This window comes from Enterobacter sp. A8, from assembly GCF_004296595.1.
GTDB lineage: Bacteria > Pseudomonadota > Gammaproteobacteria > Enterobacterales > Enterobacteriaceae > Enterobacter > Enterobacter cloacae.
Genome location: NZ_SCMF01000001.1, coordinates 877269 through 898619, shown reverse-complemented (window position 1 = coordinate 898619; position 21351 = coordinate 877269). Strand labels below are relative to the sequence as shown.

Here is a 21351-nt window from a genome sequence, read left to right as displayed (position 1 = left end):
TTAATTTTTTTCATCGTCTATGAATTGTCTTAATTCAGGGCGGAAAAGTCATCGCTATTAAAGATACGCTATCAATGCAACAAATAATTCATGGAAGATATATTCATACTCCCCCTGAAAAAATCCCCATTCTACTAATTATGGTAGTGGCGATAATAGCAGTATTGCGTTAATGACAATGGTTCTCTTTTGATTTTTTTTGTTTCTCATTCAATGGTTTGTGTTAGAGGAACGCGTAATAATAAGACAAATTCAGCAAAGTAAGCTTTTTTTCTCAGATTAATCCTATAATGAGTCGGGTGCTTCATTAAGCAGCAGTTGTGAGGAAGGAAATATTGAATTGGTGACAAGCTCATGTAAACTTGTTTACCGTTTGTCAAAATATGTCAGGAAGACGCTGGGCCTTATTCTGAAGGGCTCGTGCGGTAGCTATGTCCGAATAATAGTAACGCCCCGAAAATATCCTGGCTATTTTAACGATAGCACTTAAGTCAAACTTCATCCCCTTTATCTCATCATCGAAATATCGCTACGGAAAAGCATATGAAAATGCGCGTATTGTTTTCACTTCTGTTTGTAATGGCGGTGGCGGGCTGTAAAGCGCCGCAGAAACCTGTGGTCACCGACGATACGATCGTGACCAGCCAGGTCAACGGCGTCACCTTAACCCACCGTCATGCCATCACGCCTCCTGCTGAGTTCACTCAGGTTAACGAGCCATACCGTGCCATGTATCCGGCCTCCCTGATGAGCCGCCCTGATTTCGGTGGGAAAGTGGTCAGTACGCTTGTCACCGGTAAAACCTACGTGGTGCTGGGGCAGGTTGAACACTACTGGATGGCGCTTGCCGATGAAGGACAAGACCAGCTGATTGGTTACGTTCCAATGCGTGCGGTAATCAAAGCCGATCAGTACGAAGCCACCGTGCGTAAACAGGCTATTCGTCCTAAGGCGCGTAAAAAAGCGACCTGTGTCGATGTCGATGGTAACAGCAAAGCCTGCAAAGACAGCGCTAACGGTACCTGGATCCTGAACTAAACGGCTTTTCTGAGCGTATTTTTATGAATAATAAAAATTTTCATAAGCTGTGGTTCGTCTTTTACGCGGTGATATTCGCCCTGGTCAGTGGTTGTTCGTCGTCTTCACACAGCGACCCCTCCCGCTACAATCTGCAGTTTCAGGCTCATCCACAAATCAATGATTCTGCGCCGCTTAAAGTCAGAGTGCTGCTGTTGAAGTCCGATGCGGATTTCATGTCCAGTGACTTCTATTCCCTGCAGAACAACGCGTCAGCCACGCTTGGCGCGAATCTGCTGAACAGCGATGTTTTCTTCCTGATGCCGGGCCAGCTTTCGAAAACCCTTAGCGGACAAAGCTCACCCGAGGCGCGCTATATCGGTGTTATGGCCGAATATCAGATGCTGGATGGAAAGAAATGGCGTGTCTCACTCCCACTGCCTGTTCCGGGCGAAAACCATCTCTACCAGTTCTGGAAATGGTCATCCGATGAACTCCAGGCCAATGTCTTTCTCGACATAAATGGCATCCGGGTCATCAGCCAGTAACGCGCTTAAAAACAGGAAACCTATCATGACCAAAGCAGAGAAGGTCGTCTGGACCGAAGGCATGTTCCTGCGTCCACACCATTTTCAACGGACAGAAAGTTATCTGCTCAACCACGTTCGGGAATGGGGTGCGCTGCAGCGATCGTATCTTTGGGGCTTCCTCGACGTTGAACTGGACGAAGCGATGCTTCGCCAGGGCTGCATTGCCCTGAGCTACGCCAGCGGTGTGCTACCCGACGGTACGTTTTTCCAGGTTCGCAACGGGCGCAATGGCCCGGCCCCGCTGAAAATTCCTGACAATCTCACCAACGAAAAGGTGGTGCTCGCGCTGCCGGTACGTAGGGGAGAGCGTGAAGAGGTTATTTTCAGCGAAGAGCCCGCGTCACTGGCGCGTTTCATCGCCTTCGAGCAGGAAGTGGAAGACGATAACGCCATGTCGGTGGGGGATGCCACGGTGCAGTTTGGCCGTTTACGTCTGACCCTGATGCTGGAAAAAGATCTGACGGCCGAATGGACAGCGATTGGCATCGCGTTTGTCGCGGAAAAGCGCAACGACAACCATGTGCGTCTGGATAGCAGCTACATTCCGCCGATGCTGAACGCCTGCAACAGCCCGCAACTCTACAGCATGGTCAACGATCTCCACGGCTTGCTGGTGCAGCGCAGCCAGCAGATTGGGGGGCGTTTGCGCCAGCCTGGCCGCTTTAACACCTCAGAGCTGATCGAATTTACGCTGCTGTCGCTGATTAACCGTCACCTGGGCGAAGTCTCCCATTTAAAAACGCTCCCGCTGTTGCACCCGGAAACGCTCTGGCGCAGCTGGCTGCCGTTTGCCACGGAGCTTGCCACCTGGACCTCGCAACGCACCGCCGAAAGCGTGCTGCCGATTTACGATCACGACGACCTTGCGGGATGCTTCAGCAAGCTGATGCTGATGCTGCGTCAGGGGCTGTCGCTGGTGATGGAAGATCAGGCCATTCAGCTGCCGCTGAACGAGCGCTCCCATGGCCTGAACATCGCCACGGTGCCGGAGACCAGCATGGTGCGCGAGTTCGGCTTCGTCCTGGCGGTGAAAGCCAACGTGCCGGGCGAACACCTGCAAACCCATTTCCCTGCCCAGATGAAAGTCGCGCCGGTGTCGAAAATCCGCGATCTGGTTCAGTTACAGCTGCCGGGCATTATGCTGCGCGCCATGCCGGTTGCGCCGCCGCAAATCCCATGGCATGCGGGCTACAGCTACTTTGAACTGGAGAAGGGCAGCGAGCTGTGGCACGAGATGGATAAGTCCGGTGCATTCGCCCTGCATCTCGCAGGGGAGTTCCCGGGTCTTGATATGGAGTTTTGGGCCATCCGTAGCCCGACTGAATAATAAAGCGAGCGCTTAATATGCAGGAACGACAGGATACCGGCAGTGATGCCGCGTTTACCGGAGCCAGTAGCAACAATCAGCTGGTGGCGGCCGCCAATCCGCTGCTCAACGCGATTCCGCAAATCCGTCATTCGGTGTCTCATGACGATCAGGTGGCACTGCGCCAGCGTCTGATCGACGAGATTCGCCGTTTTGAAGTCCGCTGCCAGCAGGCAGGGCTGGCGTATGAGGTGATCGTCGGGGCGCGCTATTGCCTCTGCACGGCGCTGGATGAAGCCGCGGCGCTGACCCCCTGGGGCAGCAGCGGTGTCTGGTCAAGCAATGGTCTGCTGGTCACGTTTCATAACGAAACCTGGGGCGGCGAAAAGTTCTTCCAGCTGCTGGCGCGTCTGTCGCAGAACCCGCGTGAACATATCCTCCTGCTGGAGATGATCAACTACTGCCTGCTGCTCGGTTTCGAAGGGCGCTATCGGGTTCTGGATAATGGCCGCACCCAGCTGGAAACCATCAAGCAGCGGCTGTGGCAGATGATCCGTGGCGTGCGCGGCAGCTATCCGGCACCGCTCTCTCCACACCCGGAAGATCGTCCCGTGCTGCGCAAGCTGTGGCGGCCGATGGTGCCGCTGTGGGCCTGTGTCGCGTTGGCCGGGTTTATCGCCTGCCTGTTCTACATCATTCTCAACTGGCGTCTTGGCGACAACACCAACCCGGTACTGGCGAAGATTTACCAGTCTCAGTTGCCTGAAACCACCATTCAGCAACCTGCGCGTCAACTGCCTGCGGTGCTCAACCTGCGTGGCTTCCTGAAGCCGGAAATCGACGCCGGTCTGGTGGCGGTGAAGGATGAAGCGGATCGCAGCGTGGTGATCCTGAAAGGAGACGGGCTGTTTGCTTCTGCCTCTACCGTGGTGCGTGACCGCTATGAGCCGGTTATCAACCGGATTGCCCAGGCGATGAACAACGTCAGCGGCAAAATTCTGGTGGTGGGCTACAGCGATAACGTGCCAATTCGCAGTGCGCGCTTCGCCTCCAACTATGAACTCTCTTTGGATCGCGCCCGGTCCGTGCAAAAAATGTTGCAGGGAAGCCTCTCGCAGCCTGACCGCGTGAAAGCGGAAGGGCGGGGAGAGATCAATCCTGTGGCGCCAAACAATACGCCTGAAAACCGCGCCCGTAACCGCCGTGTGGAAATAACTCTGCTGGTGTCGCCTGAAAATACGCAGGCTGAGCTGAACGGATTGCCGCAAGGAAACTAAGGATGCTGACGACTCTTCTTTCCATACTGACCAATCGCATTCTGTGGAGCTTCCTGGGCGTTACCGCGCTGTCGGCGGTGATCTGGATGATTGGTCCACTGTTATCCATCGTGGATACCCGCCCGCTCGAATCTGAACAAAACCGCATCATCAGTATTGCGGTGGTTTATCTGCTCTGGGCGCAGGGGCATATTCTGCCGCGGCTGTACAACGCCTGGCTGAACCGCAAGCTGATGGACAAGCTCAATGAAAACACCGCCAAACCGGACGCGGCCGATCCCCAGAAGCGGCTGAACAGCGAGGAGCAGATCCTCGCCGGACGTTTTGATGAAGCGGCGCAAATGCTGAAAAAAGCCCACTTCAGCAAAGCGGGACACGGTGCCCAGTGGACGCAGCGCTTCAGTACGCAATATCTCTACCAGCTGCCGTGGTACGTCATTATCGGCGCACCGGGCGCTGGTAAAACCACGGCGCTGGTCAATTCCGGCCTGCAATTCCCGCTGGCGGATCGCTTCGGTAAAACCGCTCTGCGCGGCATTGGCGGCACCCGCAACTGCGACTGGTGGTTCACTAACGAAGCCGTCCTGCTGGACACCGCGGGGCGCTACACCACTCAGGAGAGCGAGCAGGTTCAGGATGCCGGGGAGTGGCTGGAATTTATCGGCCTGCTTCGTAAGTATCGCCGCCGCCAGCCTATTAACGGCGTCATTATCACCATCAGCATTTCCGATCTGCTGACGCTCTCCCCGGAAGCCGCGCGCCAGCAGGCGGTCAACCTGCGCCAGCGGCTGTCTGAGCTGCATGAACAGCTGGGTATCCGCTTCCCGGTTTACGTGATGGTGACCAAGGCGGACCTGCTTAAAGGCTTCCGCGCCTGGTTTGCTGACTACGACAAAGCGCAGCGCGACCAGATTTGGGGCTTCACGCTGCCGTGGGAACAGACCAAACACGCCGATTTCGACCTGATGGGGAACTTCCACCAGGAGTTCTCGCTGTTGCAGCAGCGTCTGGACGCCGGGCTGCCGGAGACCATGCTGAAAGAGCATGACGCCAAAACCCGTGCCGAAGCGTATCTCTTCCCGCAGGAGTTCGCGGCGCTGCGCCCGCTGCTGGCAGACTACCTGAGCACGGTCTTTGCCCGCTCTAACTTTGAGACCGAGTTCTCCCCACGCGGAATATACTTCGCCAGCGGCACCCAGGAAGGCATGCCGTTCGACCGCGTCATGGGTGAACTGAACCGCGCCCTGTCACTGCCGGAAGGGGCAGAGGCAGAGAAGTGGGATTCGGTCAGTAAAGAGGCGCCGATCCCTGGTGCAAAAGGGCAGAGCTTCTTCATTAAAAACCTGCTGCAAAACGTCATTTTCCAGGAAGCCGGTATTGCCGGTGAAAACCGCTGGTGGGAACTGCGCAACCGCGCGGTGATCTGGTCCGGATACGCGGCGCTGCTGGCGCTGCTGGTGATCCTCGGCGGACTGTGGCTGACCAGCTATGCCAAAAATAAGGCCTATCTGGAAGAGGTGGACGCTAAAGTCCCGCAGCTGGAGCAGCAGAGTAAAGCGTTACAGAATCAGCCTCAGCGCGATCTGTTCGCGCTCCTGCCGCTGCTGAACAGCCTGGTCGATCTGCCGAAAAGCGAGGCCTTCGATGTCAACGACCCGCCGGTCTCCCGCCGTATGGGGCTCTATCGCGGGGATGACGTCAGCGATGCTTCTCAGTCGCTGTATCAGAAAGCGCTGGATCAGATGCTGCTGCCCGCCGTGGCGATGCATATCACCACCTGGCTGCGCAACGACAACGGCAGCGACGTGGAATACAGTTACGAGGCGCTGAAAGCCTACCAGATGCTGTATCAGCCTAAACACTACGACGGCAAATTCCTGCATTCCTGGGTGATGCTCAATTTGCAGCGTAATCTGCCGCAGAACGTGACGCAGGCGCAGCTGCAACAGCTGGAGTGGCACCTGACGCAGCTGCTGGAGCCAAAAATTCAGGCCTCGCCGTATGCTCAGGACGAAGCGCTGGTGGCTCGCGAGAGGGCACTCATCAACCAGCAGCCGCTCTCCACCCGCGTGTATGGGCGTCTGAAGCGTCTGCTGGAGCATGACGACAACCTGAAGCCGGTCTCCCTGTCCGACCTGGGTGGCCCGCAGAGCGAACTGGTGTTCTCCCGCAAAAGCGGCAAACCGGTGAGCGAAGGCGTGCCGGGGCTCTATACCCCGGACGGCTACTGGAAGAGCTTTAACAGCCAGATTGACAGCGTGACCACGGCGCTGCATGAAGATGATGCCTGGGTGCTGGGCGCGACCACCTCCGGGGAAGACAAGCAGCAGATCGATAACGCCGTGCGTCAGCTCTACATGCGCGACTTTATCGCTAACTGGGATCGTTTCCTCGCCGACATTCAGCTTAACAACAGCGCCGATCTCTCGCAGCGCATCAACACGGCGCGCCTGCTCTCCGGCGCAAACTCGCCGCTGCGCCGTCTGGTGCAGAACCTGAGCCAGGTGCTGACGCTGTCGCGCAACGCGCCAGCGCCGGAGGACGCGGGGAAAGCGCAAGACCAGAGTAACCGCGCCACTCGTACGCTCGAAGCGCTGTTCAGCAATAACGACAATGCCCCGACGCAGGGGGCAGTAGTGACGCAGGCACCTGAACAGCTGGTGACCGACCATTACGCGCCGATGATCGAGCTGGCTCAGCCGCTGGAGAAGGGCGGCAAGACCATCGTCTTTGATGATTTCCTCAAGCAGGTGGATGAGCTGTATCGTTACCTGACCGCGGTGCAGGACGCTGCCAACAGCGGCATGCCAGCCCCGGGTGGTGAAGCAATCAGCCGTCTGCAGGCCAGCGCCGGGCGTCTGCCGGGCGGGCTGCAAACCATGTTCAGCAACATGGCGGTGGGGGCCAGCAGTGATACCCAGCGTCGCGATCTGGAAAACGTCCGTAAGCGCATTAACGTCGAAGTGGGCGGTTTCTGCCGTCAGGCAATTGCCGGTCGCTACCCGCTGGTGCGCAGCGCCAGCACCGAGGTGACGCCGGACGATCTGGCACGCATGTTTGCGCCGGGTACCGGGCTGATGGATACCTTCTTTCGCGACAACCTGACCAACAAAGTGGATACCACTCAGGCGAACTGGCGCTTTATGCCGGGGATCGACGGGAAAACGCTGCCGGGAAGTGAAGGACTGCTGCGACCGTTCCAGCAGGCCCAGTCCATTCGCGATGCCTTCTTTGCTAACGGTGCGACGACCCCCTCTTTCAAGGTGACGGTGCGTACCGTGCGGATGGATAACACCATTCTTAACCTGACGCTGGACGTTGACGGCCAACTGCTGCGTTACAGCCACGGTCCACAGGCGGTGCAGATCATGAACTGGCCAGGGCCGGGCGGCACCAACCAGGTGCGTATGCAGCTGGGTCTGGCCAACGGCAGCACCGCGACGCTGGTAACCAACGGCGCCTGGGCCCTGAACCGCTTCTTCGATAAAGCGCGCACCAGCCCTGGGGCAGGTAGTCTGAGCCGTCAGGCCACGTTCAACGTCGATGGCCATCAGGTCACGCTGGAGTTTGCGCCGAACAGCATTCGCAATCCGTTCCAGCTTCCTCGTTTCTCATGCCCATAACCGCAAGGACAGCCGTATGACGAATACCCCTGCGATGAACCGCTACAGCTGGTATGGCAAATTACCCAGCGCCGGAGATTTTTTGCAGCGTCGCTTTCCTGACACTCTACAGCGTCAGTGGTCACACTGGTTTCAGGTCGGCCTGCTGGCCTGGCAACAGGAAGAGCAGCGCAGCGGCGAACGCCAGTTTAACAAGGCGCCGGTGTGGAACTTTGTTGTCCCGCCGATGCTGGGCAGCCAGATGATCCAGATGGGCTGCCTGCTGCCGGGCCGCGATAGCGTGGGCCGACAGTACCCGATCTGCATTCAGCTCAGCTTCGCCCCGTCAGAGTGGTCGACCAACCTGCTCAGCCAGGCTGAAAGCTGGTATCAGCAGATTGGCCGTCTCGGGCTGCATGCGGTGCGCAACAGTTTTTCCGCCTCGCAGCTGGATGAGATGCTGATGTCGATTCCGGCGCCGCAGCCCGTCGAGCCGCAGAAGCGTTCCGACATCCTTGATGTGATTGGTTATGACGAAGACGGCCAGAGCACGCTGGGCTGGCCTCAGGCGGCGGAGTGTTTTGACCCGCTTCGTCAGACCAGCTACTGGTGGACCAACCGCTGCGACGGCTACCCGCTCTACACCCACGTCCACAGCGGAAACTTCACCGGGCAGCTCTTTACGCTGCTGTTCGATCCGGCTGGCGGCGCCCGACCAGGCCGTCACGGTCTTTATCCGCCTATGTTTGAATAAGCAGGGATCACATGAATATCGAAGAATTTCTCGCGCCGATAAGCCCCGAAAAACCCTGCGGCGACAACCTTGAGTACGACGCCGATTTTCAGGCTATGGGACAGGCAAGCCAGGGTAAAGCGGAACAGCAGTTCGGCGACACGATCATTCCCGCCGAGCCCGCTGACTGGAATACGGTAGAAAAGCTCGCCACCAGCCTGCTGGGGCGCACCAAAGATCTTCGCGTCATGCTGGCGTTAACCCATGCCTGGACCCGACGTCGTGGGCTGCCGGGCTACGCGGACGGCCTGCTGCTGGTGCAGGAGGCGATCACCCGCTACTGGGAGCCGCTTTATCCACTGCTGGAGGAGTATGGCGAAACGGACCCGTTCTATCGCATTAACGCCCTTGCCGCGCTGAGCGATAAATCTGACCTGACCGTCGCGCTGCGAAACGCCTCGCTGCTGCGCTCAAACGGCGATGAAATTTCGCTGCGTGACGCGCAGGCATTGCTGGATGGCAGCAAAACCGAATGCCCGGATTATCCCGGCGGCCGCCCAAGGCTGATTGACGAACTGGCGCGCGGCGACCAGCCAGGTACAGAGGCCGTCATCCTGATTAACGAAAGGCTGCTGGCCATTCGCGATCTGCTCAGCGGTTACCTTGGTGAAAGCGGCGTACCGGAAATGGAGCAGTTGTTGAAAACCGTGGGCCTGGTTGCCAGTGCCTGTCAGGTGACCGACATCAGCAAGCTGCTGCCCAATCGGGATGCGCAGGCGGAACACCACGCTGAGCCGCAGACGGTGGCCACCCAACCCGTGCAGCAGGTCACCGACTGGCGCAGCGTGCAGGTTACCAGTCGCGCCGACGCCCAGCTGATGCTGGAGAAAGCGAAACAGTATTTTGCGCAGTACGAACCGAGCCACCCCGCACCGCTGATGATTGAACGAGTGCAGCGGCTGTCAGAACTTAACTTTATGGACATTATTCGCGACCTGGCGCCAGACGGCGTTAACCAACTGGAAAATATCTTTGGACGCCGCGAATGACGCGTCCAGGCATTATGACGGCGGGCACGGAGCTTGTCGTTTCACCTTCACCGCGCATCTTTGATGGAGAACATCATGGCAATGAGTAACAGTGGGCAGAAATTTATCGCACGTAACCGTGCCCCCCGCGTACAGATCGAGTACGACGTAGAGATCTACGGTGCAGAACGTAAAATTCAGCTGCCGTTCGTGATGGGCGTTATGGCCGATCTGGTCGGCAAACCGGTGGAAAATCTGCCGGCCGTCGATGAGCGTAAATTCCTCGAAATCGATATTGATAACTTTGACGAACGCATGAAGGCGCTTAAGCCACGCGTGGCGTTCCAGGTGGATAACACCCTGACCGGCGAAGGCAAGCTCAACGTCGATCTGACCTTCGACAGCATGGACGACTTCCTGCCGGATGCGGTGGCTCGCAAGGTTGAACCGCTGAACAAGCTGCTGGAAGCGCGTACTCAGCTTTCCAATCTGCTGACCTACATGGACGGTAAAAACGGCGCGGAAGAGCTGATCGCTAAAATTCTGCAGGATCCGACGCTGCTCAAATCCCTGAGCCAGTTGCCGAAAAATGACGAAAGTGCGAAAGGTAGCGAGGAGTAATCGATGAGCAACCAGACTCAACAACACGAGCAGCAGGCAGGTCAGGCGTTCAGCCAGGACGAGTTCAGCGCACTGCTGAACAAAGAGTTCCGTCCTAAAACTGACCAGGCGCGTTCCGCCGTCGAGAGCGCGGTAAAAACTCTGGCGCAGCAGGCGCTGGAAAACACCGTTACCTTCTCCAACGACACCTATCGCACCATCCAGAACCTGATTGCGGGTATCGACGAACAGCTCTCTCAGCAGGTGAATCAGATCATTCACCACGAAGAGTTTCAGAAGCTGGAGAGCGCCTGGCGCGGTCTGAGCTATCTTGTGAACAACACTGAAACCGACGAGATGCTGAAGATCCGCTTTATGAGCATCTCCAAGCAGGAGCTGGGCCGTACCCTGAAACGCTATAAGGGTGTGGGCTGGGATCAGAGCCCGATCTTCAAGAAAATCTACGAGCAGGAGTACGGTCAGTTTGGTGGTGAGCCGTTTGGCTGCATCGTCGGCGACTACTACTTTGACCACAGCCCGCAGGACGTTGAACTGCTGGGTGAAATGGCGCGTATCGGCTCTGCGGCTCACTGTCCGTTCATCACCGGTACCGCACCGGGCGTGATGCAGATGGAGTCCTGGCAGGAGCTGGCTAACCCACGCGATCTGACCAAAATCTTCCAGAACACCGAATACGCCGCCTGGCGTTCACTGCGTGAATCGGAAGATGCCCGCTATCTGGGCCTGGTGATGCCGCGCTTCCTGTCTCGCCTGCCTTACGGCATTCGTACTAACCCGGTCGACAGCTTTGACTTTGAAGAGCAGACCGACGGCGCGAACCACAACAGCTACGCCTGGGCGAATGCTGCTTACGCGATGGCGGCCAACATCAACCGCTCTTTCAAAGAGTACGGCTGGTGCACCTCCATTCGCGGCGTGGAGTCCGGCGGGGCGGTTGAAAACCTGCCGTGCCATACCTTCCCGAGCGACGACGGCGGCGTGGACATGAAATGTCCGACCGAGATCGCCATCAGCGACCGTCGCGAAGCCGAACTGGCGAAAAATGGCTTTATGCCGCTGGTTCACCGCAAAAACTCCGACTTTGCTGCCTTCATTGGCGCGCAGTCGCTGCAAAAACCGGCCGAGTACCACGACCCGGATGCCACCGCCAACGCGCGTCTGGCCTCCCGTCTGCCGTACCTGTTCGCCTGCTGCCGCTTTGCGCATTACCTGAAGTGCATCGTGCGTGACAAAATCGGCTCCTTCCGCGAGCGCGAAGAGATGGAACGCTGGCTGAACGACTGGGTCATGAACTACGTGGACGGTGACCCGGCCAACTCCTCTCAGGAGACCAAGTCCCGCAAGCCACTGGCCGCTGCAGAAGTCCAGGTGCAGGAGATTGAAGACAACCCGGGCTACTACGCCGCGAAATTCTTCCTGCGTCCGCACTACCAGCTGGAAGGTCTGACCGTTTCTCTGCGTCTGGTATCTAAACTGCCGTCGCTGAAGACGAAAGACGCGTAATTTTTGTGAGTTTCGCCCGGCGGCGCTACGCTTGCACGGGCCTACAATGCAACGTGAAATATATTGATATCGCTGCACAGCGTAGGCCGGGTAAGCAAAGCGCCACCCGGCAAGAAAGTCTGGTCCTGAGAGGTTCCGGAATAACGTTCGGTAGTAAAAGACTTCTCATTCTTTCCTTTTATTCGGGAGGGAATGTAAGACTGTCAAATGACACGGGTCATTTGATGTGAGGCAGAGGTAAAATATGGACGGTTTTATTCAGCCCCATGCTTTCCTGTTTGCCATATAAGTGCTTTTTCGAAAGCAATATTGTTCATCCACGAAGAGTAGATATTATGGCTATTGATATGTTTCTGAAGGTCGAGGGTGTTACGGGCGAATCTAAAGATTCTAACCACACCGGCTGGACTGATATTACCTCCTTCTCCTGGGGCGCTTCCCAGCCAGGTAATATGAGCGTTGGCGGTGGCGGCGGTGCCGGTAAAGTTAACTTTAACGATCTGCACGTTAACGCTCTGATCGACAAATCCACCACAGCAATTCTGAAACACTGCGCCAGCGGTAAACACCTGACCAAAGTTGAGCTGTCCGTCTGTAAAGCCGGTGGCCAGCAGGTGGAATACTCTCGCATTACCCTGGAAGACGTTCTGGTAACGTCTGTTCAGTACACCGGTGCAGACAACGGCGATACCGTTGGTGTGACCTATGCATTCCAGGCTGCGAAAGTGAAACAGCAGTACTGGGAGCAGACCACCTCTGGTGGTAAAGGTGCTGAAAGCAGCGCTGGCTGGAACATCAAAGAAAACAAAGAAGCATAATAGTAGTGGGTCCGAAAGGGCCCACTTTTTCCTGAGCTTCTTTTCAAGGAGAAACAAGATGTCTCATATGCGTCCTGCTTTTGGTGCCGCCTGGAACCGATTTAAAGAAGTGAACGTCAACGTAGAACAGGTTGGCAAGTTATTGGGGGGGAAAGTTCAGCATAATATAGATGCTGGTATTTTTAAAAATGCCTGCCCCATTCGTATGAGCTATGTTTTAAATTATTGTGGCATTCCAGTTCCTTCTAATAGTAAATATGCAACTGTGACCGGGAGCGACAAGAAGCGATATATGTTCCGTGTTAAAGATATGATTGCTTTTTTACCCACGGTATTGGGAAAAGCTGACATATCTGTTTCTTCTCCAACCCCAGCACAATTTGCGGGCAAGCAAGGTATTATTATTTTTACCGGGCATGGCTGGCTTGATGCAACCGGGCATGTAACACTCTGGAACGGAAATATTTGTTCGGATGATTGTCATTTCCTTGGCTCACCGGGTAATGGTTCATTTATCCCTACTAACGCAACCTTCTGGAGCCTGAAATGAAAAAGCCATTGCTCTTTGTCTTAGCCTTCGTTGCCTCCGCCGCAAATGCCCAGACGTTGCCTGATATCAGTACTTTTTCTCAACAACAAATCTTCGAAAACTGGGTGCAGAATCGATGCATCGGTAAGATTGCGGACAGTAAAAGCCTGAAAGAAGATGCTGACGCCAGCGCCGCGGCATGGCTGGAAGCAAGCAATCTGCCTGCTGAGAATTTTGAAAAAGCTGATGAGGTGATTGTTTCTTTACTGAAACAGAAGGTAGGTGGTACCGAGCCTGGTCATTATCAGATATTGAAGTGCACCTTGATCGCTAATAGTGACGCTATTCGACCACTCAAATCCTCAAAGTAGTAAAGATGAAATCGGCCCCAAACGCCGCCGTTCTCACCCCCGAGAGCGGCAGCGTTTGAGCGCTAATCATACCAGCAGGAATACGCCATGCGATTCACGATTATTTCTACGAAACCCGGTCATCAGCCGCCGCAGAGCAGTTGTGATTTTTATGCCCCCGGGGGCACTATTGGGCGCGGTACGGATAACAATCTGGTACTGCCGGACAATGACCGCACCATCTCGCGCCTGCAGGCTATTGTTCACGTTGACGCCCAGGGCGAATGCCGCGTGACCAACCGTGGCAGCGTCACCCGCGTGGTTTTGAACGACATCCCGCTGGAGCGGGGGCGTCAGGTAGAGCTGCAGGACGGGGATATTCTCGGTATTGATGACTACCGCATCGAAGTGACGGAACTTATCCACGACACGCAGCCGGTGAGCCGCATGGCCGCCAGTATGCAGCAGCAGGCTCGCCCGACAGTGGCGCAGACACCTGCTCCGCAGCCGAAGCCAGCCAGTGCCGCACCGCGCGGCAAGGCGGAGCCAACGGCCGTGCCGTCGGAAATCTGGGATAGCCTGATGCAGGAGTTCTCAATCTCTGACAGCATCTCCAGCAACCGCGCGAAACCGCAGCCTGCGGCGTCTCACGATCCCTTCTCGCAACCCGCGGCACCCGAGCGTAACGCTGAAGACCCGCTGGCAATGTTCAACGACAGCGAGCCGAAGCTTGAGCGTAAGAATGTCGATCCCGACACGCTGTTCAGCGATGAAGCGTTGTTCAAAAAAGAGAGCATTTTTGACGATGTCACCCCTTCAACGCTGGTGCCGCCGGTAGAGAGCAAACCTGCGCCTGCAGAAGAGGCGACGGATGAACTCGACCCGCTGGCCCTGTTTGGTGGTTCGGCCAGCGCGCCAGCCGCGCGTAACGATGATCCGCTCGGGCTGATGGGCGGGGCGCCATTAACCCATCCGGATGAGATCGTGCCTGAGACATCTGCACCCGCGCCAGAGCCAGAGGCCGTACCGCAGGACGATCCGCTGGCGGATTCTCCGCTGTTTGCCCCTGAGCCACAGGACCCACCGCGTGCGGAAGAGGAAGAGCCGGTACGTACCGATTACGCAGGCTTTACTATGCCTACGCCGCAGGCCGTCGCACGCAGCAGCGCACAGACGCCGAAGGGGCGTCTGCGTATCGACCCGGTCAAAAACGCGGCTGTGCCAAGCGCTACGGCGCAAAACGGTGAGAAAGGCGAGGTGCTGCAGGGCGAGCTGCTGGAGGCGCTGTTGGAAGGGATGGGCCTGAGCGAAATGCAGCCGGTGCCGCAGTTTGACCGTGAAAATATGCGTCAGCTGGGCCAGATCCTCGGCATGTTCTCGCAGGGCACCGTGGCGTTGCTCTCTTCGCGCTCTATCCTCAAGCGCGGCGTAAAAGCCGATATGACCATGGTGCTGGACGATGCCAACAACCCGTTCAAGCTGCTGCCGACCGGGAAAACGGTCCTGATTCAGATGTTCGGTACGCCGATGCCGGGCTTTATGCCACCCACCAAATCAGTGCGTGACGCGCTGATCGATCTGCAGGCGCATCAGCTGGGGATGATCTCCGGTATCCGCGCCATCATCGCCGCGATGCTGCAGTCCTTTAATCCGGAGCAACTGGAAGAGCAGGCGAAGCAGAACGGCATGACCTCTCGTCTGGCGCTGCCGGGCAGCCGCAAAGCCGCGCTGTGGGACTACTTTGTTCGCAGCTATGGCGAGACGGCCGGTGAGATTGAGGATGACTTCCACACCCTGTTTGGCGAAGCGTTCCTTCATGCCTATGACATGGAGGTCAATCAGTACAAAGACTCACAGAGCGGATCGGAAGAAAAATGAATATCGCAACGGCTTCTCTCTCCCGCCAGGGAACGCGCGCCAGCAATCAGGACCAGACGGGAGAAACCATAGGGGAACGTTCAGCCTGCTTTGTCGTCTGTGACGGCATCGCTGGTCTGCCGGGCGGTGAGGTGGCCGCTGAACTGGCCCGCAACAGCATCATCTCCCGTTTTGATGGCGACAAACACCTTAACGCGCAGCATATTCGTGACTATGTGCAAACCGCGAATCGCACCATTCTCAGCGAACAGCAGGCGGTGCAGGACTATCGCCGGATGGGTACCACCCTGGTCAGCCTGTTTATCGACCGGGATTACCGTCTGGCCTACTGGGCACACGCCGGGGACAGCCGTCTGTACCTGTTTCGTCGCGGCTGGCTGTGGCATGTCACCACCGACCACAGCCTGGTTCAGCAGATGAAAGATGCCGGTCACCAGACCGATAACCTCAACAGCAACCTGTTGTATCTGGCGCTGGGTATTGAAAACGGTGGCCCGGAAGCGAGTTACAGCGACGTGGTGCAGGTTGAAGACGGCGATGCCTTTTTACTCTGCACCGACGGTTTCTGGCACGGCGTCAGCGAAGAGCAGATGAAACAGTCGCTGCATATGGTCAACACCCCACAGGAGTGGCTGACCTTAATGAACCAAATCATTCAAAAGAATGCTGAACAGGAGGGGAATGCTCAGGATAACTATACGGCGCTGGCGGTATGGATGGGCAACCCTCAGGACACCACTTTGCTGCATACGCTCTCTGACGCAGCACAATTTCTTCCCTGCGGAACTGACTAGACACACAAGGAACGATATGAAACTTTGGCTATCGGGTTTGGCACTTCTGGCGGTGGCCTCCACCGCCCAGGCTGAAAATTTCCGCATCGTGCAGTCTCCTGCGCAGAAGCTGGATATCTGGATCGACAACATCAAAGACAACACCCCGCAGAGCTGGTGTAAATCAGAGATTGCGCTGCGCATTGTGGCGAACGGCAATAAAGACGTTTCAGTGCTGGAAAACTTTGTTCCGCGTCTCGGCTCGCTGCTGGAACACCAGTGCAGCAAAGTGAATAAGCTGAGCTGGGCCCTTAACGATCCGGCAGGGACTACGCTTGCGCAGGGAACGGCAGACAAAGCTCAGGAGTGGAAGCTGGTGGTGAAACAGCAGCAGACGGCGCCCGTAGCGACCCAGACCAGCGGCGCGTTACTGCCACCTGACCAGAACTCTGAAACCAATACGGTGGCCGCTGACCGCACACCGTGGCAGGAGTTTACCCTCCAGGACGGCTGCCATCTGCGCACCTTCTGGGAAGGCGGATCTTCCGCGCCGGCGCTGTTTATCCCGGATTCCGACACGACCCGCTGCGGCAACGGCAGCTGGCTGAGCGGCCACACGGTTATCTCGCAGATCCGCAGCGGCGGTCAAAAAGAGATAGCGGTGACTTACATTCACGGCTTCCCGGTGATGGGGCTGAATCAAAGCGTCGACCCGGAACATGCTCTGATCACCTCCGTCAACAAAGAGCGTATGGTCTTCAGCACCCCGAACAGCGACCAGAGCTGGATGATCCTGCCTTACGACAGCGCCCTGAACGGCTGGAAAAGCAACGGCACGGTGGCCGTGGAGATCTCGCGTGAAACCGCCAGCGACGATGCAAAACTGCAGGCGCGTATTGCTGCAGTGAAGAAGGTCTGGAGCGCCTGGGTTACCCCTGGCACCACGCTGAATATTGTCCTGATTGATACCCTGCGTCCTCAGCTGCGTGACCCGGCAGTGGGCGCCTGGCGCGCGGCAAACTAAGGAATGGCTATGAATACGCTCTATCAACATCTGGCGGGTGAGTCGCTCAGCGACGCGCTGGTGCGTCTTGAAAACGAGATTAAAGCCCGTCCGGCGGATGCCGATCTCCGTGCCGCGTTTGTGCAGTTTCTCACCCTCAGCGGTAACTGGACGCGCGCACTGACCCAGCTGAAAAGCTGGCTGGCGCTTAAGCCGCAGGCGAAACCCACCGTCACCCTGCTGGAGCAGTGCATTCAGGGAGAACTGCAGCGCGCGCAGGTGATGGCGGGAGAACGTCGTCCGGCCATGCCGGAAGCCCAGTGGCCATGGCTGACAACCCTTGCCGCCGCGCTGAGCGAGAGCGATGAACGCGCTCACGCGCTGCGTCTGGAAGCCCTTGAACAGGCGCAGGCGAGCGCGGGGCAATGGACGCTTGAGAATGATGAGACGCAGACCTTTGAATGGCTGATGGACGGCGATGCCCGTCTGGGGCCGGTGTGCGAAACCCTTGTTAACGGCCGTTACTTCTGGCTGCCGTTTAGCGCTATCGCGGAGATCCGTTTCCAGGCTCCGGCCAGCGTCACCGATCTGGTCTGGCGTCATGCGCTGGTGCGTTTGACCGATGGGACGGAGCAGGTGGGTCAGATCCCGGCGCGTTATCCTTTTGCCGCCGATGCCTCTGACGCCGTTAAACTCGCACGCACCACCGAGTGGCTGCCGCTCGATGATGACGGCACTCTGTATGAAGGGTTGGGGCAGAAAGCCTGGCTCAGCGAGCAAAGCGAAAGCCCGCTGCTGTCGCTGAGTCTCGTTACTTTTGCAACGGATGGAGCCCATGAGTAATCCTGCTGGCGAAGGCGATCTGCTGCGCAGCGGCTGGCAAGCCCGCAGTAAGCAGGAGAAGGTGGGCGCACGCGATAAAATGCAGCCGTCGCTGCTCGATCGCCTCACCGATAACGACCCGGAGAAAAAGCGCGAGTCGGCCAACAGCAACCTGATCACCCATGCCGCGCTGCGTCGCAACGTGCTGCGGGATCTGCAGTGGCTGTTTAATACCATCAATCACGACGCCTCCGGCGATTTGAGCATGCTGCCACACGTAAGTCGTTCGGTAGTGAATTTTGGCGTTGCGCCGCTGGCCGGAAAGCGCATGTCGGATATCGAATGGCACGACATTCAGCGCAAACTCACTGAGGCCATTGTCAACTTTGAACCCCGCATTTTGCCCCAGGGGCTGCAGGTCCGCTGTGTGTCGGACACCTCCTCGCTGGATCTGCACAACGTGCTCTCCATCGAGATAAAAGGGCGTTTGTGGTGTGTGCCGTACCCGCTGGAGTTTCTGTTTCGTACCGATGTCGATCTGGAAAACGGCCACTTTGAACTGAAAGATGCGGGGTGATCGTGGAAAGTAAACTGCTCGAATATTACAACCGTGAGCTGGCCTATCTGCGTGAGATGGGCGCCGAATTTGCCGAGCGCTATCCCAAAGTGGCCGGACGGCTGGGCATGCGCGGCATCGAAGTGGCGGATCCGTACACCGAACGACTGATGGAGGGCTTTGCCTTTCTGACCTCGCGCGTGCAGATGAAAATGGACGCGGAGTTTCCGCGCTTCTCCCAGCGCTTGCTGGAGATGATTGCGCCGAACTATCTCGCGCCCACTCCGTCCATGGCGATTGCTGAAATTCAGCCTGACAGCAGCCGTGGCGATTTGAGCAACGGTTTTATCGTGCCGCGCGGCACAATGATGGACAGCCTGGCGCTGAAGAAAACCGGCGTGACCTGCAGCTACACCACGGCGCATGAGGTGAACCTGCTGCCGCTGAAAATCGACAAGGTTGAGCTGGGCGGTGTGCCTGCCGACCTGCCCCTGACACAGCTTGGTCTGGGCCAGCAGGGGATCAGCAGCGCCTTACGGATCCGCATTGCCTGCGACGGTCCGCAAAACCTCGGCCACCTTGATTTTGACCGGCTGGAGTTTTTCCTTAGTGGCCCGGATATCGAGGCGTTAAAGCTGCTGGAGCTGGTAATGGAGCACCATGTCGGGGTGGTCTGCCAGACCGTCAGCAAACATCCGCAGCGTGATGTGCTGGCGTCTGATGCCCTGCGTCAGGAAGGGTTTGACGCGGATCAGTCGCTACTCCCGGACGATCTGCGCAACTTTGACGGCTACCGTCTGCTGCAGGAGTACTTTGCTTTTCCGGCCCGTTTCCGCTTCATCAGCCTGAGCGGGCTGAGCAAACTGATCCAGCGCTGCGAAAACGAAAAAGCCTTCGATATCTTCATTCTGCTGGATAAAACCGATGAACAGCTGGAGCGCGTTGTCGATGCCAGCCATCTGGCCCTGCACTGCACGCCGGTGATCAACCTGTTCCCGAAGGTAGCGGCGCGTCAGAAGCTGAGCGAAGGCCAGCATGAATACCATCTGGTGGTGGATAACATCCGCCCGCTGGATTACGAAATTTACGCGGTAAATAAGATATACGGCAGCGCGGATGGTCAGCGCGACGACCAGACGTTTCGTCCGTTCTGGAGCACCTGGAGCGGCGATGCAGGCAACTACGGGGCCTACTTTTCCCTGCGCCGGGAACAACGCGTGCTCTCTGAGCATGCCCTGCGTTACGGCACCCGCACCGGCTATATCGGCTCGGAGGTCTTTGTCTCGCTGGTGGATGAGCAGCATGCGCCCTGGCAGGAGAACCTGCGCTACATCTCGGCCGAGGTGTTGTGCACCAGCCGGGATCTGCCGCTGATGCTGCAGCAGGAGCTGGGACAGTTCATTATGGCTGACTCCATGCCGGTGAAGTCGCTGACCTTGCGTAAGGGGCCGACGCCGCCGCGTCCGGCGCTGGCAGAAGGGTTCAGCACCTGGCGGTTGATCAGCCAGCTACAGATGAACTACCTCAGCCTGATGGACAGTGAAAACGAAGAGGGCGCCGCCGCGCTGCGTCAGCTGTTAGGGCTGTACGCCAATCTCGCGGAGACGCCGGTTGCGCGTCAGGTAGAAGGGGTTCGTCACTGCGTGCTGGAGCCGGTTCACCGCCGCGTGCCCGAGCCGGGACCGGTCGTCTTCGCCCGTGGCATCGGCATTACCCTGACGGTGGATGAACGTGCGTTTTCCGGTGCCAGTCCCTGGCTTTTCGGTAGCGTGCTGGAGCGGCTGTTTGCCCGTCTGGTGTCGATCAACAGCTTCACGGAATTCACCCTGAAAAGTCAGCAGCGCGGCGAGATTGGCTACTGGGCGCCGCGTATGGGCAAAAGGGCACTGGTATGAGCGACGTTGTCACTGCGCCACTGAAGGTCCATCGTCTGACGCCGCTGCCGGACAGTTTATGGCGCGGGGTTCGCGAGACGCCATGGCGCTACGATCTGTTCCAGCTGTTAAGGCGCATTGATGCTCAGGGCGGGGAGCGCTACCCGCTGGGGCGTGCGCCGCTGCCAAAATTCGAGCCGCTACGCCTGGGCCAGCAGCCGTCGATGAGTTTTGCACCTTCGACGGTGGCGCAGGTACGCCAGCGCGAAGGCAACGGGCTGCACGAGGTCTCCATTCTGAGCTTCGGCCTGTTTGGTCCTAACGGGCCGCTGCCGGTTCACATGACCGAGTACGCCCGCGAGCGGATCCATCATCATCAGGACACCAGCCTGAGCGCGTTTGCCGATCTGTTCCATCATCGTCTGACGCTGCTGTTTTATCGCGCCTGGGCCGATGCGCAGCCTGCCGTCTCCCTCGACCGCGCCGACAATAAACGTTTTGAGGGATATCTGGCGTCGTTGATTGGTATGGGGCAGCCCGGCCAGATGGACAAAGGCAGCCTGAGCGCCCATGCCCGCTTTACCCACGCCGGACACCTGACCCGCCACGGACGGGATCCTGAAGGTCTGGAAAAAATCCTGCGTAACTATTTTAAAGCCCCGGTCAAACTGATCGCCAACGTACCGCAGTGGATGCCGCTTTCACCGCGCGAGCAGGCGCAGCTGGGAGCAGGACGCCGCGTGCCGCGGATGGGCGAATCTGCGTTTCTGGGCGTGGCGGTCCGCGACGTGCAGCATAAATTTCGCATCGAGATTGGCCCACTCAGCGCGGAAGAGTACAACCGGTTTTTGCCCGGAGAAGCATGGGTAACCGAACTGCGGGACTGGGTACGCCAGTACGCAGGGGTGGAATTTGAATGGGAAACACGGGTGATCCTGCGCGCTGACGCCGTGCAGGGCGCCACGCTCGGCAGCACCGGGCGATTGGGGTACAACACCTGGCTGGGCCTTCAGCCGCAGCCTGTCCCGCGTGGCGATCTGGTGTATCGCGCAGAGCGGTAATCCTTCCGTA

General features: G+C 57.6%; 19 protein-coding genes. All 19 read left to right on the top strand.

Annotation, left to right across the window (positions count from 1 at the left end; all coding sequences use genetic code 11):
- The first annotated feature begins 543 nt into the window (after positions 1 to 543).
- The 19 genes from EQV24_RS04215 (at position 544) to tssG (ending at position 21341) form a co-directional block, all read left to right on the top strand.
- Positions 544 to 1038 carry a hypothetical protein gene (locus EQV24_RS04215; RefSeq protein ID WP_058678610.1) on the top strand — a complete coding sequence of 165 codons (495 nt, stop codon included), beginning with the start codon at positions 544 to 546 and terminating at the stop codon, positions 1036 to 1038.
- 23 nt (positions 1039 to 1061) lie between these two features.
- Positions 1062 to 1565: a type VI secretion system lipoprotein TssJ gene (gene tssJ, locus EQV24_RS04210; protein WP_013096175.1), complete on the top strand. Its 504-nt coding sequence runs from the start codon at positions 1062 to 1064 to the stop codon at positions 1563 to 1565.
- 25 nt (positions 1566 to 1590) lie between these two features.
- Positions 1591 to 2934 carry a type VI secretion system baseplate subunit TssK gene (gene tssK, locus EQV24_RS04205; RefSeq protein WP_062857082.1) on the top strand — a complete coding sequence of 448 codons (1344 nt, stop codon included), beginning with the start codon at positions 1591 to 1593 and terminating at the stop codon, positions 2932 to 2934.
- Between the two features lie 17 nt (positions 2935 to 2951).
- Complete coding sequence (locus EQV24_RS04200; protein WP_013096177.1) at positions 2952 to 4190, top strand: DotU family type VI secretion system protein; 1239 nt, start codon at positions 2952 to 2954, stop codon at positions 4188 to 4190.
- 2 nt (positions 4191 to 4192) lie between these two features.
- On the top strand, positions 4193 to 7813 hold the full coding sequence (gene tssM, locus EQV24_RS04195; RefSeq protein WP_061771443.1) for a type VI secretion system membrane subunit TssM: 3621 nt from the start codon (positions 4193 to 4195) through the stop codon (positions 7811 to 7813).
- Between the two features lie 16 nt (positions 7814 to 7829).
- Positions 7830 to 8546 (top strand): type VI secretion system-associated protein TagF, encoded by a 717-nt coding sequence (gene tagF / locus EQV24_RS04190; protein ID WP_013096179.1) that lies wholly within the window; start codon positions 7830 to 7832, stop codon positions 8544 to 8546.
- Between the two features lie 11 nt (positions 8547 to 8557).
- Positions 8558 to 9574 carry a type VI secretion system protein TssA gene (tssA, locus tag EQV24_RS04185; RefSeq protein WP_013096180.1) on the top strand — a complete coding sequence of 339 codons (1017 nt, stop codon included), beginning with the start codon at positions 8558 to 8560 and terminating at the stop codon, positions 9572 to 9574.
- 75 nt (positions 9575 to 9649) lie between these two features.
- Positions 9650 to 10174: a type VI secretion system contractile sheath small subunit gene (tssB, locus tag EQV24_RS04180; RefSeq protein WP_008502644.1), complete on the top strand. Its 525-nt coding sequence runs from the start codon at positions 9650 to 9652 to the stop codon at positions 10172 to 10174.
- A gap of 3 nt (positions 10175 to 10177) precedes the next feature.
- Positions 10178 to 11677 carry a type VI secretion system contractile sheath large subunit gene (gene tssC, locus EQV24_RS04175; protein WP_013096181.1) on the top strand — a complete coding sequence of 500 codons (1500 nt, stop codon included), beginning with the start codon at positions 10178 to 10180 and terminating at the stop codon, positions 11675 to 11677.
- A gap of 335 nt (positions 11678 to 12012) precedes the next feature.
- Positions 12013 to 12495 (top strand): type VI secretion system tube protein Hcp, encoded by a 483-nt coding sequence (locus tag EQV24_RS04170; protein ID WP_008502640.1) that lies wholly within the window; start codon positions 12013 to 12015, stop codon positions 12493 to 12495.
- Between the two features lie 58 nt (positions 12496 to 12553).
- Entirely contained in the window at positions 12554 to 13045 is a 492-nt protein-coding gene (locus EQV24_RS04165) for a type VI secretion system amidase effector protein Tae4 (RefSeq protein WP_013096182.1), read from the top strand.
- A complete protein-coding gene (locus EQV24_RS04160; protein ID WP_013096183.1) occupies positions 13042 to 13395 on the top strand; it encodes a T6SS amidase immunity protein Tai4 family protein in 354 nt (117 codons plus the stop codon). Before EQV24_RS04165 ends, EQV24_RS04160 begins: the two co-directional genes overlap by 4 nt.
- A gap of 87 nt (positions 13396 to 13482) precedes the next feature.
- Positions 13483 to 15252, top strand: coding sequence for a type VI secretion system-associated FHA domain protein TagH (tagH, locus tag EQV24_RS04155; RefSeq protein ID WP_130626228.1), 1770 nt, complete (start codon positions 13483 to 13485; stop codon positions 15250 to 15252).
- Positions 15249 to 16046: a protein phosphatase 2C domain-containing protein gene (locus EQV24_RS04150; RefSeq protein ID WP_013096185.1), complete on the top strand. Its 798-nt coding sequence runs from the start codon at positions 15249 to 15251 to the stop codon at positions 16044 to 16046. The genes tagH and EQV24_RS04150 overlap by 4 nt, the downstream gene beginning before the upstream one ends.
- Positions 16047 to 16062: 16 nt before the next feature.
- Entirely contained in the window at positions 16063 to 17049 is a 987-nt protein-coding gene (locus tag EQV24_RS04145; RefSeq protein WP_061771446.1) for a hypothetical protein, read from the top strand.
- A 9-nt stretch (positions 17050 to 17058) separates the two neighbouring features.
- Positions 17059 to 17871, top strand: coding sequence for a type VI secretion system accessory protein TagJ (locus EQV24_RS04140; RefSeq protein ID WP_040020073.1), 813 nt, complete (start codon positions 17059 to 17061; stop codon positions 17869 to 17871).
- Positions 17864 to 18427 (top strand): type VI secretion system baseplate subunit TssE, encoded by a 564-nt coding sequence (gene tssE / locus EQV24_RS04135; RefSeq protein WP_013096188.1) that lies wholly within the window; start codon positions 17864 to 17866, stop codon positions 18425 to 18427. The genes EQV24_RS04140 and tssE overlap by 8 nt, the downstream gene beginning before the upstream one ends.
- A gap of 2 nt (positions 18428 to 18429) precedes the next feature.
- Complete coding sequence (gene tssF / locus EQV24_RS04130) at positions 18430 to 20301, top strand: type VI secretion system baseplate subunit TssF (RefSeq protein ID WP_038420938.1); 1872 nt, start codon at positions 18430 to 18432, stop codon at positions 20299 to 20301.
- The gene (gene tssG / locus EQV24_RS04125; protein WP_130626227.1) at positions 20298 to 21341 is read left to right on the top strand and encodes a type VI secretion system baseplate subunit TssG; all 1044 of its coding nucleotides are present in this window, start codon (positions 20298 to 20300) and stop codon (positions 21339 to 21341) included. The genes tssF and tssG overlap by 4 nt, the downstream gene beginning before the upstream one ends.
- Positions 21342 to 21351: the final 10 nt, after the last annotated feature.

Bases quoted from the DNA above. Each gene is read 5' to 3' on its own strand.
- tssA (WP_013096180.1), top strand. From the start codon at position 8,558: ATGAATATCGAAGAATTTCTCGCGCCGATAAGCCCCGAAAAACCCTGC.
- tssE (WP_013096188.1), top strand. From the start codon at position 17,864: ATGAGTAATCCTGCTGGCGAAGGCGATCTGCTGCGCAGCGGCTGGCAA.
- tagF (WP_013096179.1), top strand. From the start codon at position 7,830: ATGACGAATACCCCTGCGATGAACCGCTACAGCTGGTATGGCAAATTA.
- EQV24_RS04215 (WP_058678610.1), top strand. From the start codon at position 544: ATGAAAATGCGCGTATTGTTTTCACTTCTGTTTGTAATGGCGGTGGCG.
- tssC (WP_013096181.1), top strand. From the start codon at position 10,178: ATGAGCAACCAGACTCAACAACACGAGCAGCAGGCAGGTCAGGCGTTC.
- EQV24_RS04160 (WP_013096183.1), top strand. From the start codon at position 13,042: ATGAAAAAGCCATTGCTCTTTGTCTTAGCCTTCGTTGCCTCCGCCGCA.
- tssJ (WP_013096175.1), top strand. From the start codon at position 1,062: ATGAATAATAAAAATTTTCATAAGCTGTGGTTCGTCTTTTACGCGGTG.
- EQV24_RS04140 (WP_040020073.1), top strand. From the start codon at position 17,059: ATGAATACGCTCTATCAACATCTGGCGGGTGAGTCGCTCAGCGACGCG.
- EQV24_RS04150 (WP_013096185.1), top strand. From the start codon at position 15,249: ATGAATATCGCAACGGCTTCTCTCTCCCGCCAGGGAACGCGCGCCAGC.
- tssK (WP_062857082.1), top strand. From the start codon at position 1,591: ATGACCAAAGCAGAGAAGGTCGTCTGGACCGAAGGCATGTTCCTGCGT.
- EQV24_RS04170 (WP_008502640.1), top strand. From the start codon at position 12,013: ATGGCTATTGATATGTTTCTGAAGGTCGAGGGTGTTACGGGCGAATCT.
- EQV24_RS04200 (WP_013096177.1), top strand. From the start codon at position 2,952: ATGCAGGAACGACAGGATACCGGCAGTGATGCCGCGTTTACCGGAGCC.
- tssM (WP_061771443.1), top strand. From the start codon at position 4,193: ATGCTGACGACTCTTCTTTCCATACTGACCAATCGCATTCTGTGGAGC.
- EQV24_RS04165 (WP_013096182.1), top strand. From the start codon at position 12,554: ATGTCTCATATGCGTCCTGCTTTTGGTGCCGCCTGGAACCGATTTAAA.
- tagH (WP_130626228.1), top strand. From the start codon at position 13,483: ATGCGATTCACGATTATTTCTACGAAACCCGGTCATCAGCCGCCGCAG.
- tssB (WP_008502644.1), top strand. From the start codon at position 9,650: ATGGCAATGAGTAACAGTGGGCAGAAATTTATCGCACGTAACCGTGCC.
- EQV24_RS04145 (WP_061771446.1), top strand. From the start codon at position 16,063: ATGAAACTTTGGCTATCGGGTTTGGCACTTCTGGCGGTGGCCTCCACC.
- tssG (WP_130626227.1), top strand. From the start codon at position 20,298: ATGAGCGACGTTGTCACTGCGCCACTGAAGGTCCATCGTCTGACGCCG.